This window comes from Streptomyces sp. NPDC028991, assembly GCF_055564775.1.
Window position 1 is genome coordinate 127,537 of the sequence record NZ_JBVHVP010000002.1, and the last position, 15,643, is coordinate 143,179.

Consider the following 15,643-nt stretch of genomic DNA (forward strand, 5'->3'; position numbering starts at 1 on the left):
GGGGGCACGGCGGAAGGGAGCCTCAGGCGTAGCTCCAGCGGAAGGTGCCCATCACGGCATCGAACAACTCCACGAGGGCGTCGTGGAAGGCGGGATCCGATCCGGGCGTGACCAGGGCGCTGAAGGAGAAGGTGACGTACTGGTCGGGAACACTGTTCGGGACCGGAACGAAGTACTCGACGCGGCGGTGAGCGACCTCGACGCCCTGGGCCGCGTCGGCGGGTACGTCCCGCTCCGAGCGCAGGACCGCGGTGTCGTCGAGCTCCCGCGCCTCGGCGCCGGGAGACACGGAGGCGAGCGCGGCCAGAACCGCTTCCGGGCCGCTGTCGGGCCGCACCCGCGGAATCTCGATCGGCTCCGAAGCCACGATCGAGACGGGCAGCGCGATGCCGTGGAGGCGTTCGGTGGGGAGATAGAGGGTCATACCCCCTTTGGCGCTGGCTCGGCGGACGACCTTCTTCATCTCCTGGGTGAGCTTCAGCCGGGCCTTCGGAATGTCGTCCTTGGGAAAGGCGACGGGCAGCTGTGCGACGGCCTTGCGGACCACACGGTCCATCGCTTCCTTGGTGCCCGTGCGTAGCGGAATCACGTCCCAGCCGGGCGGCGGCACCAGGTTGAAACCGTTCGGGGACGGGCGGTGCTCAGCGGTGCTCATTTCGCCCCCGCGCCACTTCCACGGCATAGGCGACGCCTACGAAGAGCGCCCACGCCGGAGCGGCGATCATGCCCGGCCAGAAACCGAAGAACAGCGAGGGCAGGAAGAAGCCGCCGCCCATGGCGAGATCCCGGGTGAGGTAGGGCGGGCGGCCCGCGTACCGGGGATACTTCGCGAAGACCCAGACGTAGTGCAGGAGGCAACCGATGATCCCGGCCTCAAAGACGTAGAGCACGTCGTTCATGAGCGACTTCGGCACCAGGATCATGATGCCCAATACCGGCAGGAACAGTGGCATTCCGATGATCAGCGTCAGCCGGAGCCGCCGGTTGGGGCCGGTGCCGAGCCCCGTGCGGGCGGCTTCGGCCTCGGCAATGCGTTGCGCCGAGTTCAGGTCCAAGATCATTCCTTACCAGTGGGTGTCGGGGGCGGGCTTCAGAGTGTTGTCCTTCCAGTCCGAGTACGCCGCGTTGTACGGCTTCTCGCCGGTTCCGAACTGCTCCTTGGTCCAGCTTGTCAGGTCGCTCTTTCCCAGCGCCTTGTCCATGACGTCCATCCCCATGCCGGTCCAGGCGATGCCGAGACCGACCTGGTAGGACTTGTAAGCCTTGTCCGCCGCGGCTCCCGCGGCCTCCGGGAAGGCAGCCTTGTTCGCCTGCAGCATCTTCGCCATGCCGGCCATCTCCTTGTCGCCGAGGTGCACCAGTGTCGACAACGGGCTGACCCTCAGCGGATTCTTGGCGACCAGGCCGACGTTCTGGGAGATGGATTTGCGCATCGCGTTACGGGCCGCCCCGAGGGCCTGCCGCCCCGGACCTGCCGGCATTTTGGTCATCATCCGCCCCGTGTCGTCCAGGATGCCCTTGACGCCCCTGAGCCCTCGGCTCAGGCCGGCGGTCCGGGCGGCCTGAGCGGCGCCCACGGTGGCTTTGGCGCCGCTGGCGAGCTTAGCGGCGGCCCCGAGGCCACCCACGACGAGCAGTCCACCCACGACGTCGAAGATGACATCCGTCCAGGTGGCGTCGCCGGATGCCACCAGCAGGAGTCTGAGTCCGATCGTGAGCGCCGCGATGCCAAGGACAAGAAGGTTCAAGCCGGGAATGGCGAGTGCCAGGAAGCCTGCCACCGTCGCGACCCAGCCGAGAGCATCGATGAAGGCCTTGATCCCATTCGCATTCTCATGGGCCCAGCCCTTGACGTCGTCCCACCACGAGTCTTCGATGACATCTTCGATCTCGTCGCGGATCTTCCCGGCGTAGTGGTTGGCGCGAGTGCTCCGGTTGCCGGTGAGGGTGTGCAGGGTGATTCGGTACGGCTGGATGGGGTCGTCGGCGGGGCTGGTGCCGCTGGGGGACGTCTGCGGGACGTCCTTGTCCTCCGAGGCGGCCTTCTTGGCCTTGTCGGCCTCGACCTCCTCCTGCTTCTCCTTGGCCTGGCGCAGGAGCTTGTCGGCGTCGCCCTGGAAGTCCTCCAGCTCGTTCGACCACTTGGTCAGATGGCCGTGAACACGCTCGTATCGTCCGGCCACCTCCCGCATGTGCTTCTCCAGCGTGGAGGACTCGTCGCGCAGGGTCTTTACGTACTTGCCCTTGAGGGTCTCGTCGTCGCTGATCGCCTTGAGGTTCTTGGCCTGGTCCCGGAGCTTCTTGGCCACCGAGATCATGTGCTTGACCTCGGCGCGGATCTCTTCCGGATCGCCGGGGACGGGATCTGATTCGCACAGCGGCTGCCAGTCCACCGGACGGCGCTTGGATGTCGGTGTCATGGCGTCACTTCTTCTGCTTCTTCTTGTTCGCCTTGGCCAGCTCGTCGTCGAGATCCTCGAACGCCTTCTTGCTGCCGGCCACGAGCTTGCCGACCGATTCGATGGACTCGACGAGCCTGGTGCGGTAGTCGTCCCAGTTGTCGACGAACTTCTCCATGGCTCCGGCCACGGCACCGGAGCCCCAGTGCTCCTTCATGTCGTCCCGGCGGTTCTCGATGTCCTCGAAGGTCTTCTTGAGCTGGCCGAGCTTGCGCTCGCAGTCTGCGAGGAAGTCGTAGTCGACCGTCAGGTCCGGCTCACCCATGCAGTTCTCTTCCCCCGTGTTTGATCATGCGGCCGTGATGGCCATCTTCCGCTTCTCGTCGTCCCGGTCCCGGGCGCGCTCTTGGGAGCTCAGGAGCCACGCCACAAAGTTCTCAAGGCAGCGAGTAACGTACGGGCGTTCTGCCCACAGCCTTGCGCACTTCCCGGGGCGGATCCGGGATTCTACTCAGCCGGCACCAGGCGGGGCAGCCGGCCTCAACTCCGAGTCTCGTCTTCGCGGTCTTCGCGAGGCCTGCGGCTCTCATCAGCGATTGACCGCCTGGATCTCCTGGACGGTGACCGCCTGGTCGTTGCCGAAGGTCCCGTCGGGCAGATCGCCGCCGGCGCCGCCGCTGCCTGTCCAGGTGACGTCCCAGGTGACCGTGGCCTGGAGCTTGAAGGTGCCGTCTCCCGAGGAGCGGAGGTACTTGATGCCGCAGGGCGGGTTCTGGTCCGCCTTGCCCTTGGCGTACGGTTCCCCGATCGAATCGTCATCGTTGATCGTGCACTCGCCGGAGGCGGGGTAGGTCTCGGCGTCCGGTGTGCCCGGCTCCAGCTTGAGCGAGACGGGGGTGGCGGTGGTGGTGGCCTGGATGTTCACGCCGCCGACGTCGAGCGACGCCGTGACCGACACCTCCTTGAACGTGGCCTGGTCCAGCCACGCCCAGGTCGGGAGGTTCACCTTGGTGGTTTCGGCGGGGGCGAGCGACACCTCGGTGGTCGGCAAGCGGACGCGGTTGTAGGCGAGTTCGGCGAGTACCTCCGGCGTCACGGCGTTCTCGACCGGCGGAGCATCCCCGTTCTCGACCCAGAAGGGCTCCTCGTCGCAGAGCTGTGCCTCGGGCTCCATCCAGCGGTCCTCGTCCTGGACGGCGACCCACCAGTTGCCCTCGTCCTTCACGTCCAGGTTGTAGTTCTCGTACTCGCCCTCCTTGTACTTTTCCCGGAACATGCCAACGGAGGTCTTGGCGTAGCTGTGCTGGCCCGGCGTGTTCACCGTCTCGCTGTACATGTCCTCCACGTACTGCGAGAACTCCTTGGCCGAGCGGGGCTCGTACCAACAGGCAGGCGGCGTCCAGTCGCCGACGGGGGTGACGTTGCCGCCGGTGTCCCCGCCGCCCGGGGAAGTGGTGGTGTAGGTGATCCTGGAGACCAGGTCGCCACCGGATCTGGTGCCCTCGGTGTCGATCTCGGACTCGGAGGCGCCAGGCCCCTTCGCCTGCGCGGTTCCGGCGGCCAGTGCCAACGCCGTGACGAGAGCGCTCGTCACGGCTATGCCTCGGGTCAGGGCGCGCACGTCTTGTCCCCCCTCTTCGACTGCACTTCCGTGGTCTGCCAGACGCCCTTGTCGTTCTTCTTCAACTGCGTGCTGTAAGTGACGTACGGACTCTCGTCGGAGGGCGTCTTGTCCACCTTGCCGGTCTCGCGGTTCTTGTTGTACGCCTTGCTCTCGTCGGCGCAGTACACGACCGCGGCCGTGTCCTTGTCGGCCACCTTGATGTCGGGCTTGAAGTACCGGGTGACGCCTGTCCAGGTGAGGCCCTCGTCCAGCCAGGCCTGGATCCACTTCTGGGCACTTACCAGGGCGTCGCCCTGGCGGTAGTACGCGACGGTCGCCGAGTCCGCGTTGCCCCGGAGGATGGCGTCGTCGACCGCGTTCACGGTCTGGGCCACGTCGGCGAGCACCGCGTCCTCGGTGGGCTCGCCCGTCTCCCAGTTCTCGAACTTGTTCTCCACGCCCTTGGGGAACGTGATCTTCGGCCGGTCGGCCGGTCCGGGAGGAGTGCTCTTGTCCGGCGAAGCCGGCTCTGTCGACTTGTCCGTGTCCGCACCAGCGATCTTGTCGTTCTCCTCGGACTTGCCGTCCCCGCCGCCGCAGGCGGTGAGGAGCAGCGCTGCCGTTGCAGCTAGCGCGGTGGCAACGGGCAAAGAACGGCGCTTCACAGTGGGCTCCCCGTGAGACAAAGATTCGGTCAAGGGATCTGACGGTAGTGGTGGGGTTACTGGTTTCGCCAGAGCGAACTTCCGCGAAAACACGGACAATGCCGGGCGCACCGTGCGCTCGGGGGAGTGGTCGTGTCCTGTCCGTGTCCCGATCGGTGACGGTTCAGGAGACGGTGAGCTCTGTCCGGGACAGGGATAGGGGGGAAGCGGGCCGACGGAGGAGAACTCACTTCGATGGGAGCAAATCCGACACCAGGGCCAACCGCTTCTTCGGGGGGTGCGGCGGAGGGGGCCTTCAGGCGTAGGTCCAGCGGAAGGTGCTCATGACGGTGTCGAACAGGTCCGCGAGGGTGACACTGCACAGTGTTGTCGCCGTCGTTCAGTCGCCGGCGAGGCTGGGGGGCTGGGCGTCGGTGCTGCCGAGGCGGGGCAGTTCCATCAGGTGCTTGTGGATCTCGCGGGGGCGGGTCCCAGCTGACATCGGCGGACGTGACGTTTCCCGCGCTGCCGTCCTTGGTCACGGATCCGGGTTCGGTCACCTTGATGTCGGAGCCGTACGCCTCGGGGTATGGGCGAGTCGTCGAGATCCCGTACGGCGAGCCGGTCTGCTTCACGCTGGCCACCGGGGAGCGGATTGAGATCGACACGGGGGCCTTCCGAGGCGCGAAGCGGGTCGAGCGTGATCTCTGACTGACGCCTCTGTTCCCGCTGGCAATTGCCGCGACGTCGTGCTCGTTAGGGTGGGCCCCCGGACGCGCGCGGTGCGACTGAGGGGCGAGGGGCCACGTGGCAGACGACATATCCGGGGCCGGGGCTACTGTTCGGCCGGAGCGGGGCGGTACGGGCGTGTGGTGGCGGGCGGATTGGGCCCGGTGGCTGCTGTTCAGTCTGGTATGCGCCGGCGGTTCGCTGGGGCTTTCCTGGCTGGGGCCCGTGGTGCCGCTCCCGTCTCTGCTGCGGGGCATAGGGCTCCTCCTCGCCGTCCTGGTGCTCCCACTGGCGTCGCTGCTGGTTCCGGTGTTCTTGTTGCGGCGGGTGCCGCGCAAGAAGAGGAGGGTCGCGTGGCAGCTCGCCGTGCCCCTGATCGCCGGGGTGGCCATGGGGGTGTTCGGCACGAGCGCTGGTGATCGGGCCGCCCTGGCGGACCGGGGTGAGTGGACCGACGCAGTGGTCGTACGCATGGACGACAGCGGAACGAACCACTGCGACCTGCGCTCGGTCGACGGGCGGGCGATATCCCCCTCGCTCTCGGAGGGTGACGGCTGCGAAGACTGGGTGTCGAAGGGCGACAAGCTGCGCGTGCGCTACGACCCGGAAGGTCTCGCCAGTCCGACCGAAGACCGGGACGGCGGCTCGTACGGAGGACTCCTCACGACGCTCTTCGGGGCGGCCGTCGTGATGGGCACGTGGGGTGGTGTACGTCAGAACAGGTGGGACCGGGAGTATGACGAGGGCCGGCCGAGAGTGGGGCGACGCGGGTGAAGGCACGCGACGTTCCGTTTCGGGCGCGGGACGGGGTCGGGCTTCTGCTGTTCGTCGTGATCGCCGGAGCCACGCTTGTCTATGCCGTCGGGAGCACGAGGTGGTTCGCGCGCGAGAGTGCTCCCGTCTTCTACGACCTGTCCGGAGGGTCCTGGGCAGTGGGCGGTGCTCTCGGACTGGTCAGCGTGCTCGGGTGGGCCGGCGCCGTGTCGGACCGGCTCCAGTGTTCTTCCGCAGTACGCACTGGCAGGCTGCCGCGTGTGGCTCGTACGGTTGCCCGTGGTGTCTGCTGGGTGGCCGCGATCGGGCCGGTCGCGTTCCTATTCAGTGGCCTGCGGGGCAAGAACTGCCGCTCGTACGAATCGGGTTGTGCCTACGTTCCGGGGGCCGGTCCGGCGTTGCTCGCGTACGTCGGCTGTGTGGTCCTCCTGGGTTGGCTCTGTTACCGGTGGCGCAGTGCCGCTGTGGCCGAGCGCAACGCTCGGGAGCGGGAGCGGGAGCGGCTGCGGAAGCTGCGCAAGAAGGGCAAGGGGAAGAGCCGCGCCGCCCGGCAGCGGTAGGTAGGCCTGGGCCTGTCGGGTCTCAGGCGAACGCCCCCTCCTCAGTGGACATGCGCCGACTCCCTCACCCTGTCTGCCATCCGGGAGATGCCGTCGCCGAGTGCCGAGAGCGGGCTGCCCTCCGGCTCCTCGTACGGCACCCGGGGGCCCGCCGGGCCGGGCAGTGTCAGCCACTGCTCGCGCAGCTCGCGGGGCGCGGCCACGGCAGCGTCGAGGCAAAGCGGGCAGAGCGACAGCATGCGCCGGGCGTTGCCCTCGGCGGAGACCCGTACGTGGCGGCGGCCGGCCGCGGGACCGTGCAGCGGGTTCACGCCGCAGCAACGCTCGTTGGCGTCGCCGTCGAGTGCCGCGCGGGCCGCACGGGCGAGGACGACGACCGCGAGGAGGGTCGCCGGGTCCGTGCCGGGTCGGCGCAGGCCGTCGACGTCGCCGCCGACGAGGAGCATCGCGGCGTCGAAACGGTTGCCGGCGGGGCCCGTCCGGGACGGCGGGGCGGGCTCGCCCGCGTCGGCGGTGGACGTGAACGCGCGTGCCGCCGCCCGGAGCTCGGTACGTGCCGTGCGGCGCAGGTACGCCTCCGACGGCTCCGTCGGGGACACCATCGGCAGCACCTGTGTCGGCAGCGGTGCCGGACTGCGTCGGCGCAGCACCGTGCCGACGATGGCCAGGGCGCCCGTCACCAGCGCGAGCAGCGTCAGGGCCGCCACGGCGCCGACGAACAGGCCCGGCCAGAAGTCGGTGGCGAAGAGCGGCGGGAGCGTGTCCTCGGCCTCGGCGTCGGCCGCGCGGGCGGGTTCGCCGGAACTGGTCGGTTCCTCGGTGCGCGGCGCCTTGTCGAGATACGTCATGAAGGCGTCGAGACGCTCGCCCATGAGGTGGTCTTCGGCCTCGTCCGCCTTGTCGTTCCCGTAGGTGATGGATTCGGGGATGTCGTAGAGGAGGCGGTAACTGTCCAGGCGCAGGCCGTGATTGAAGACGTCGATGTAGCCGCTCAGCGGATCGGCGACGACGTACACGCCGTCCTTTCCGTCCAGTTCCGCCCGTACCGCGGCTGCGAACAGTTCCGGGTCGCCGGCGGACTCGTCCTCCGGCAGGTGCGGGACGACGGAGACGAAGACAGGGCCGCCGCCCTCCGCACGCGCGAACCGCTCGATGCGGTCGTGGAGGCTGGTCAACTGGGCCGAATCCAGAACCCGGGGGCTCTCCGGATCGACGTAGACCGGGTCCCCGGCCAGGCCCGTCGCGACCCGCTCGACGCGTGCTGTCAGGTCGGCACTGGTCGGCGGGGGAGCGGCGCCGCTCCTCGTCTGGTCGAAGACGAGCGGGGCGGTGACGGCGACAGTGGCCGCCGTGATGAGTGCGAGGCCGGGAAAGAGGAAACGGCGCCAGGCCGGGCGGCCGGAGGCCGGTCGACGGCGCGGCGCGGCCCCGGGGAACCGGCGCAGCACCCGCCGTACGCACGGGACCAGCAGCAGGATCGTCAGAGGTACGCCGGTGAGCAGGATGCCCGTGAGGAAGGACTGGTTGCGGCGGTCGGTCGGGCCGATGTAAAGCTCCGCGGGCTCATCGTCCCCCCGGTACTTCTCGAGTGCGGCCTCCGCCCTCGCCGTCGCCTTCTCGGCGCCCTGTGCCACGACGTCCACGAAGCGCTCGAGGCTGCGCAGCGGTCCGGCGTCGTAGGGCAGTTCGTAGAGTGAGACGGTCACGGCCGCGTCGGCCGGGGCGTGCACCCCGTAGGCCGCGGCCTCCGTCACTCCCGACTCGTTTAGGCGCACGTACAGCCCGTCCCGCCCGAGCCGGTCGTGCACCGCGCTCAGCAGGCCGTCGTCGGAGGCGCTCTGGCTGGGCAGGACCAGCACGTACGTCGGTACGCCGGTGCGCTCGGTGAGCCGGGCGAAGTCGGGGGCCATGGAACGCGGGATCTCGCGGGGGAGCTGGTCGGTGACGTGCACCGGGCTCTCGCGGAGGCGGTCGGCCAGGTAGGCCGCCTGGGTGGCGGGCCGGTCCGCCGAGGTCTGGTCGGCCGAGGGCTCGGCGGCCCGGGCCGGGGCGGGCGCCAGGGCCGAGGCGGCGAGGAACAGGGCGGTGAGACCGCAGAGGGTGAGAAGCAGGCGGACGACCCCGGGGGCGGTGCGGTCGGTCGGTGGCCGTTCGTCCGTCATGGCGTCCGTCACGCACTCCGTCACGTCGTCCGTCATGAGCGTTGTCACCCGCGCATCCCCCGTCTTCCGGTCCCGTGTCCCCGGTGCCTGATCCCCGTCTTTCTCGCTCGCGGCACTCTAGTGTCGGCTTCGCTGCCGTGAAACCGCCCGCTCCCTCACCCCAGCTTCCCGTTCTGCGCCTTCACCACCGCCGCCGGCAGCTTCGCGTCGCTCGGCTTGGAGTTCGCGATGGCGCCGCCGTCGACCGAGAAGTACACGGCGAGGACGTCGCCGCTGCGCACGGCCTGGGTGTGCACGGTGTGGGTGACGCCACGGAATGTCAGCGTGGAACGGAACCCGAGGGGCTCGTCGCCGGCTGCCGCCACGGGCTTCTCGGCGGTCACCGAGTCGTACGCGCTCGTGTTCTCGTCGGACTTGGCCGTGAAGCCGCCACCGCAGGCGTCCACCGCCTTCGACAGACCGGACATCGCGGACTCGGCGCCGCCGGACTCGTGCGCCGTGAGCGTTACGTACGTGAACGCGCCGATGTTCGCGCCACCGCTGTCGATGACGCGCGTGAGGTCGGCCTGGGGTTCTCCGAGGGGGAGTTGGTTCATGGCCAGGGCCAGCGGGGCGCAGACGGGCTTGTCCACCGTGACCTCCTTCGCCGACTTGGCGAACACGAACTCGTCGTCGGGCTCCGTGACCTTCCTGTCGCCGGGGGCGTCCGCCTGCGTGATGGCGAGCTGCTTCAGCCGCTCCTCCGGCGTCGCCTGCTGTTCCTGCTGTTCCTGCGACGCGGTCGCCGCCGGCTTGTCCGCATCCGAACTGGAGCCGGAGTCCCCGCCGCAGGCGGTGAGCGCGGCGAGGGAGAGCAGGGAGAGGACGGAGAGGGCTGCCGTGGTGGGTCGGTTCATGGGGGTTCCTCGATGGGGGAGAGGGGGGTGCCGGCCGGTCGACCGGGGACGACGGTCGACCAGGAACTGTCCGGGTCCGGGCGGGGTGACTGTCAGAGGCCCGAGCTCCTCCCCCGGGTGGTGTCCTCGTGCTGCTGCCCCGGGTCACTGATCCGAGCGAAGATCATGGCATGGGGGATCCGGTCGGATCCGGTCCCCCGTGGGTTCTCTCGTGAGTGAATCGTGCAGGCATCATGGCCGCGCCGTGACGAACAGCACCCCGAGGGTGTCCCGCCGTATCGGTTTTGGATTCGCACGCGCACAGTTGAGGTGCTTGGTCACGGGGCGGTACTCAAAGGGGTTGTTGGGGCGTGAAGTTGCAGATGAATAATGGTGGGAGGGTGAGGGGGTAGAGGGCGGGCGCGCCTTGAGGGGCTTATGTGCTGCTGATACGGTGCGATGGCTTGACACTCGCCTCGCTGCTGGTTATTCGCCCAGGTCGGGCGGGTGCGTCAGGGGATGTCCCTGGACGCCACCGGTCGGGCGGGCACGGGTGAAGTGTCCTAATTGGCAATTGATTCTGCGCACTTGAGCAATATGTGCTCGAGAGTAGTTGCGTGGCAGACGATTTCTTGGGTGTACGGGGAGCGGTTGCGTGAAGATCCAGGAGCGTACGGGGGCGGGCGCGGGACGTTCCGCGGCTCCGGCTCAGCCGTCGGTCGGTGACCGGCTTCCCAGCCCTCCTCGCGAGCGCAAACCGGCGCTGGCCGCGCTGGCGGTGCTGCTGATCCTGCTGGGCGCGCTGGGCGCGACGATGCTGGTGCTGCGGGTCGGGGACCGGGTCGAGGCGATCCAGGTGACGGCCGACATCAGGGCCGGTGAGTCCATCACCAAGGACAACATCAAGGTCGTCATGGTGAATGACGACTCGGGCGCCGATTTCGTGCCGTGGGACCAGCGTGCGGGACTCATGAAGCTCCAGGCCAAGTCCACGATCTACGGGGGCACCGTGGTGGTCGGCCAGATGTTCGCCGACAAGACCGGCATGGAGCAGGGCAAGGCGACGGTCGGTGTGGCCCTCAAGGAGGGCCAGTACCCGTCCGGTCTGGGCTCCGGGGACAACGTCGCCGTCTACCGCGTCGGCAGCAAGTCCGCCGGGAGCGACGAGGACGGCTCCTCCGGGTCAACCGGTGCCGACAGCTCGCTGCTGGTCGAGCGCGCGGTGGTCGAGTCCGCCAAGCCGGCATCCGGTGACGCCATCAGCAGCACCAGCCTGCCCGTCACACTGACCGTCGACTCCGCCGACGCGGCGGCGGTCGCACAGGCCGCGGCCGCCGGCGAGGTCGCCGTCGTTCTGATCCCCGGCAAGTAGAAGGCGACCCCCGCAGCCATGGCCCTCATCGCCCTCGCCGCCGACAAGGGTTCCCCCGGCGTCACCACCGCGGCCGTCGCCCTCGCGGCGGTCTGGCCGCGCCGCGTCCTGCTCGCCGAGACCGACCCGGCGGGCGGCGACCTGGTGTACCGGTCCGCCGCAGCGCACGGCGGCCCGCTCAACCCGAACACCGGGATGCTGTCGATCGCCGCCACGGCGCGCCGTGGGCTGGTCCCCGACCAGCTCTGGGACCACGTGCAGCCGCTCAGCGGCGGCCTCGAAGTCCTCGTCGGCCTCGGCATCTCCGAGCAGGCCGCCGGTCTCGCGGGCCTGTGGCCCACCCTCGGCCGGGCCTTCGCCTCGCTCGCCGAGTCCCCGAACGCGCCCGCCGACGTCATCGCCGACTGCGGCCGCATCAGCGGGGACACCCCGGCCGCGGAACTGTTCCCGCACGCCGCGCTCGTACTCCTCATCTCCCGCACCGAGCCGGAGGCCATCGCCCGCGTCCGCGACCGCGCCGCCGCCCTGTCCGCCAGGCTGCACGGCGGCCCGCGCGGCGCGGCGAGCCTCGGCATGCCGATGATCGGCGTCGTCCTGGTCGCCGACACGAACAACGCGGCGAAGATCTCCGGCCAGGTCAACGACATGCTCGTGCACGCCCAGACCGGCGCCCGTGTGGTCGGCACGATCGCGGACGACCCGGCCGGTGCCGACCAGCTGGCCGGACGCAGGCGCGGGCGGCTGGAGAAGTCGCTGCTCATCCGCTCCGCCCGCAAGGTCACCTCGGACCTGTACCAGCAGTTCGGCGCCGCCTGGTCCATGCCCACCGGACCCGCCGGCGCCGACATGACCGGCCACGCGGGGGCCGGCCGATGACCGCTGTCGACCACTCGTTGGTCAAGCGGTTCCGGCAGGACGCCGGCGACCGCATCTCCGAGCAGCGCCGCCAGGACCAGGTCAGCGGCGTCACGCCGATGTCGACCGAGGACGAGCGGCAGTACGCCCGCGCCGTCATCGCGCAGATCCTGGAGGAGTACGCCCGCGCCGAGATCAACGCCGGGCGTACGCCGCTGGACGCGGAGACGGAGGAGCAGTACGCCGCCGCCGTGCACGCCGCGCTGTTCGGCGTCGGGCGGCTCCAGCCGCTCCTCGACGACCCCGAGGTCGAGAACATCGACATCAACGGCTGCGACCACGTCTTCGTCGGCTACTCCGACGGGCGCGAGGAGCGCGGCGAACCGGTCGCCGAGACCGACGAGGAGCTCATCGAGCTGATCCAGATCCTCGGCGCCTACTCGGGTCTGTCGTCCCGCCCCTTCGACTCCGCCAACCCGCAGCTGGACCTCAGGCTGCCCGACGGTTCGCGTCTGTCGGCGGTCATGGACGTCGCCCGGCGCCCGGCACTGTCCATCCGCCGCGCGCGCATGGGCAAGGTCTTCATCTCCGACCTGGTGGGCAACGGCACCCTCGCCCCCGAGCTGGGCCACTTCCTGGCCTGCGCGGTGCGCGCCCGCAAGAACATCATGATCGCGGGCGCGACGAACGCCGGCAAGACGACGCTGCTGCGCGCCCTCGCCAACGAGATCCCCCCGCACGAGCGGCTGATCACGGTGGAGCGGGCCCTGGAACTCGGCCTGGACACCTTCCCCGACCTGCACCCCAACGTGGTGGCGTTCGAGGAGCGGCTGCCCAACTCCGAGGGGCAGGGCTCGATCAGCATGGCGGAACTCGTCCGCCGCTCCCTCCGTATGAACCCCTCCCGCGTCATCGTCGGTGAGGTGCTCGGCGACGAGATCGTGACCATGCTCAACGCGATGTCGCAGGGCAACGACGGCTCGCTCTCCACGATCCACGCCAACAGCTCGCACGAGGTCTTCAACCGCATCTCCACGTACGCCCTCCAGGCCACCGAGCGGCTGCCGATCGAGGCCAGCCAGATGCTGGTCGCCGGCGCCGTCAACTTCGTCGTCTTCATCCAGCGGCGCAACAACTTCCAGAGCGGCGGACGCCTCCAGCGCGTGGTCACCTCGGTCCGTGAGGTGAACGGCGTCGACGGCCGCGTGCTGTCCAGCGAGGTCTTCGCCGAAGCGCCCGACGGCCGGGTCGTACCGCACGCCCCCATAGCCTGCCTGGAGGAACTCATCGCCTACGGATACCGGCCCAACGGAACGTGGGGGTGAGACGGAGATGACGACGGTCATGACGACGACCCCCACGACCACTCTGGCGGCACTGGACTCCCTCGGGTCCATGGGCGGCCTGTTCTCCACCACGGTCCTGTACGCGCTCGGCTGCGGCGTCGCCGTCGGCGGCGGACTCGCCCTCTTCCTGGTCGCCGTACGCGGACTGCCCGCCAAGCCCGAGCACGAGAAGCGCCAGGCCAGCGAACGGGCAAGCGAACTGATCCGCTGGGCGGGCCGGCGCGGCTCCCTCGCGGCCATCGTCGGCCTCGTCGTCCTGCTCCTCACCCGCTGGGCGGTACTGGGCATCGCGGCCGGCATCCTCGTCTTCTTCTGGGACCGCCTCTTCGGCGGCGCCGCCGAAGAACGCGCCGCCATGAAGCGGGTGGAGGCCCTCGCCTCCTGGACGGAGTCGCTGCGCGACACCATCGCGGGTGCGGTCGGACTGGAGCAGGCCATCCCGGCCTCGGCACGCGCCGCCGCCCCGGTCCTGCGCTCGCACCTGGACGCCCTGGTCGACCGGCTGCGCTCCCGCACTCCGCTGCCCGAGGCACTCCAGCACCTCGCCGACGAGATCGACGACGCGTCCGCCGACATCATCGTCGCGGCGCTGATCCTCAACGCGCGGCTGCGCGGCCCGGGGCTGCGCCAGGTGCTCGGCGCGCTCGCCAAGTCGGCGCGCGAGGAGGTCGACATGCGCCAGCGCGTGATGGCGCAGCGCGCCTCGACCCGCCGCTCCGTCCAGATCGTCGTGGCGGTGTCGGTGCTCTTCGTCCTGGGCCTGTCCATCTTCAACCGGGACTTCGTCGAGCCGTACGGCTCGCCCGTCGGCCAGCTCGTCCTGGCCTGCGTGTGCGGCCTGTTCGCGCTGGGCTTCTGGTGGATGCGCAAGCTGTCGACCATCGAGACACCCGACCGCTTCCTGGTCCGGGACGGCTCCGACGTCCAGTTCGTGCGCCCCCGCTCGCCGGGCCAGCCGGGCCACCCGGGTCAGCCCGTGCAGCGGCTGCCGCAACCGTCACAGCCGTCGCGGGCGTCTGGTGACGAGGGGGTACGACGATGAACCTGACCATGCCGGTACTGGTGGGCGCCGTCATCGGCCTGGGCGTGTACGCCCTGGTCCGCGCCCTCATGCCGAGCAGACGGAGCCCGATCCAGCAGGTCGCGCGGATCGACGCGATGCGAGCACGCGGGGCCGCGTACGAGTCGGCCCGCGCGGCGAAGGACACCAGCCGTCTCGGCTCGCTGCGCGCCCAGGTCGGCGCACGTGTCGCCGAGTTGTACCTGCAGCAGGGCTGGGAGCTGCGGTCGCTGCGTGCGGACCTGGCGGTGCTGGACCGCAGCTGGGAGAAGTTCCTGGCGACGAAGGCGCTGCTGAGCGTGGGCGGCCTGTTCTTCGGCCCGTTCCTGTTCGCGATCGTCTGGACGCTGGGCTTCGGCAGCAGCCCGGTCATCCCGGTCTGGCTGGCCCTGCTCTGCGCGGTGCTCTTCTTCTTCCTCCCCGACCTGGAGGTACGCCGGGACGCCGCCGACAAGCGCCGTGACCTGCGGCGCGTGATCGGTGCGTACCTGGACCTGGTGTCCATGAGCCTGGCCGGCGGGCGCGGCCTGCCCGAGGCCCTGATGGCGGCGGCGGAGGTGTCGGACGGCTGGGCGACCCACCGCATCCGCAACGCCCTGTCCGACGCGCGCATCACGGGCATCAGCCAGTGGCAGGCGCTGGGGCAGCTGGGTGAGGACCTGGGTGTCGAGGAGCTCAAGGACCTCTCCGCCTCGCTCGCCCTGGTGGCGGACGACGGCGCCAAGGTCCGCGAGTCCCTCTCCTCCCGCGCCGAGACCATGCGGCATCGCGAACTCGCCGAGATCGAGGGCAGCGCGGGTGAGAAGTCCCAGTCGATGCTCGTGGCCCAGCTCCTGCTGTGCGCCGGGTTCCTGGTGTTCCTGATCTATCCGGCGGCGATGCGGGTGTTTCAGGTGTGACGCAGCTTTCTCAGCTTCTATTCAGCAGCTCCGAGCCGCTTCGCTCCCAGAACTGATACGAGAGGACAGAACCCACCATGAACGGACGGAACCTCCGAACCGGCACCACGGGCGTCGTGCCCGTGGACTTCCTGATCACTTTCCTGCGGGCTCGCGTGGACCGCGCCCGCTCCGGCGAACTGGACCGCGGTGCTTCCGCGGTCGAGTGGGTCATCATCTCCGCGGTCGTCGTGGCGATCGTCGGTGTCGTGGCCGCCATCATCAACGCCGCGCTCAGCGAGGGCGCCAACAAGGTCGGCGACTGCATCAAGGGTGCGGACGCGGGCAGCACCTGCTGATCGCACGAACGGGGTTGACGGGGATGC

At 69.6% G+C, this 15,643-nt stretch carries 16 protein-coding genes; 8 read left to right on the forward strand and 8 right to left on the reverse strand.

Going from position 1 to position 15,643, the window contains the following annotated elements; genetic code table 11:
* Positions 1 to 22: 22 nt before the first annotated feature.
* The 6 genes from ACZ4V1_RS04635 to ACZ4V1_RS04660 all read right to left on the reverse strand — a co-directional run bounded on the left by ACZ4V1_RS04635 (position 23) and on the right by ACZ4V1_RS04660 (position 4,667).
* On the reverse strand, positions 23 to 655 hold the full coding sequence (locus ACZ4V1_RS04635) for a hypothetical protein (protein ID WP_468329302.1): 633 nt from the start codon (positions 653 to 655) through the stop codon (positions 23 to 25).
* Positions 642 to 1,055, reverse strand: coding sequence for a hypothetical protein (locus ACZ4V1_RS04640; RefSeq protein ID WP_468329305.1), 414 nt, complete (start codon positions 1,053 to 1,055; stop codon positions 642 to 644). The genes ACZ4V1_RS04635 and ACZ4V1_RS04640 overlap by 14 nt, the downstream gene beginning before the upstream one ends.
* A 9-nt stretch (positions 1,056 to 1,064) precedes the next feature.
* Positions 1,065 to 2,393, reverse strand: coding sequence for a hypothetical protein (locus ACZ4V1_RS04645; protein ID WP_468329307.1), 1,329 nt, complete (start codon positions 2,391 to 2,393; stop codon positions 1,065 to 1,067).
* Between the two features lie 31 nt (positions 2,394 to 2,424).
* The gene (locus ACZ4V1_RS04650; RefSeq protein ID WP_386312774.1) at positions 2,425 to 2,724 is read right to left on the reverse strand and encodes a hypothetical protein; all 300 of its coding nucleotides are present in this window, start codon (positions 2,722 to 2,724) and stop codon (positions 2,425 to 2,427) included.
* A 264-nt stretch (positions 2,725 to 2,988) separates the two neighbouring features.
* Positions 2,989 to 3,993, reverse strand: coding sequence for a hypothetical protein (locus ACZ4V1_RS04655; RefSeq protein ID WP_468329312.1), 1,005 nt, complete (start codon positions 3,991 to 3,993; stop codon positions 2,989 to 2,991).
* A 14-nt stretch (positions 3,994 to 4,007) separates the two neighbouring features.
* Positions 4,008 to 4,667, reverse strand: a complete 660-nt coding sequence (locus ACZ4V1_RS04660; RefSeq protein WP_468329315.1) for a hypothetical protein — start codon at positions 4,665 to 4,667, stop codon at positions 4,008 to 4,010.
* Positions 4,668 to 5,210: 543 nt separating this feature from the next.
* Here ACZ4V1_RS04660 and ACZ4V1_RS04665 point away from each other — a divergent pair.
* Positions 5,211 to 5,357 (forward strand): hypothetical protein, encoded by a 147-nt coding sequence (locus ACZ4V1_RS04665; protein WP_468329318.1) that lies wholly within the window; start codon positions 5,211 to 5,213, stop codon positions 5,355 to 5,357.
* A 96-nt stretch (positions 5,358 to 5,453) separates the two neighbouring features.
* Positions 5,454 to 6,149, forward strand: coding sequence for a hypothetical protein (locus ACZ4V1_RS04670; protein WP_468329321.1), 696 nt, complete (start codon positions 5,454 to 5,456; stop codon positions 6,147 to 6,149).
* Between the two features lie 601 nt (positions 6,150 to 6,750).
* Here ACZ4V1_RS04670 and ACZ4V1_RS04675 read toward each other — a convergent pair.
* Positions 6,751 to 8,907, reverse strand: a complete 2,157-nt coding sequence (locus tag ACZ4V1_RS04675) for a hypothetical protein (protein ID WP_468329324.1) — start codon at positions 8,905 to 8,907, stop codon at positions 6,751 to 6,753.
* Between the two features lie 119 nt (positions 8,908 to 9,026).
* Complete coding sequence (locus tag ACZ4V1_RS04680; protein ID WP_468329327.1) at positions 9,027 to 9,767, reverse strand: hypothetical protein; 741 nt, start codon at positions 9,765 to 9,767, stop codon at positions 9,027 to 9,029.
* Between the two features lie 634 nt (positions 9,768 to 10,401).
* On the opposite strand from ACZ4V1_RS04680, the gene ACZ4V1_RS04685 reads away from it, so the two are divergent.
* From ACZ4V1_RS04685 to ACZ4V1_RS04710, 6 genes are all read left to right on the forward strand, one after another.
* Positions 10,402 to 11,118 (forward strand): hypothetical protein, encoded by a 717-nt coding sequence (locus ACZ4V1_RS04685; RefSeq protein ID WP_468329330.1) that lies wholly within the window; start codon positions 10,402 to 10,404, stop codon positions 11,116 to 11,118.
* A gap of 18 nt (positions 11,119 to 11,136) precedes the next feature.
* A complete protein-coding gene (locus ACZ4V1_RS04690; protein ID WP_468329333.1) occupies positions 11,137 to 11,994 on the forward strand; it encodes a hypothetical protein in 858 nt (285 codons plus the stop codon).
* Positions 11,991 to 13,298 carry a CpaF family protein gene (locus tag ACZ4V1_RS04695; RefSeq protein ID WP_468329336.1) on the forward strand — a complete coding sequence of 436 codons (1,308 nt, stop codon included), beginning with the start codon at positions 11,991 to 11,993 and terminating at the stop codon, positions 13,296 to 13,298. Before ACZ4V1_RS04690 ends, ACZ4V1_RS04695 begins: the two co-directional genes overlap by 4 nt.
* A gap of 19 nt (positions 13,299 to 13,317) precedes the next feature.
* Positions 13,318 to 14,361, forward strand: a complete 1,044-nt coding sequence (locus ACZ4V1_RS04700; RefSeq protein ID WP_468329339.1) for a type II secretion system F family protein — start codon at positions 13,318 to 13,320, stop codon at positions 14,359 to 14,361.
* Positions 14,358 to 15,278, forward strand: coding sequence for a type II secretion system F family protein (locus ACZ4V1_RS04705; RefSeq protein ID WP_468329342.1), 921 nt, complete (start codon positions 14,358 to 14,360; stop codon positions 15,276 to 15,278). The genes ACZ4V1_RS04700 and ACZ4V1_RS04705 overlap by 4 nt, the downstream gene beginning before the upstream one ends.
* 77 nt (positions 15,279 to 15,355) lie before the next feature.
* Positions 15,356 to 15,616, forward strand: a complete 261-nt coding sequence (locus ACZ4V1_RS04710) for a hypothetical protein (RefSeq protein WP_468329345.1) — start codon at positions 15,356 to 15,358, stop codon at positions 15,614 to 15,616.
* Positions 15,617 to 15,643 lie beyond the last annotated feature (27 nt).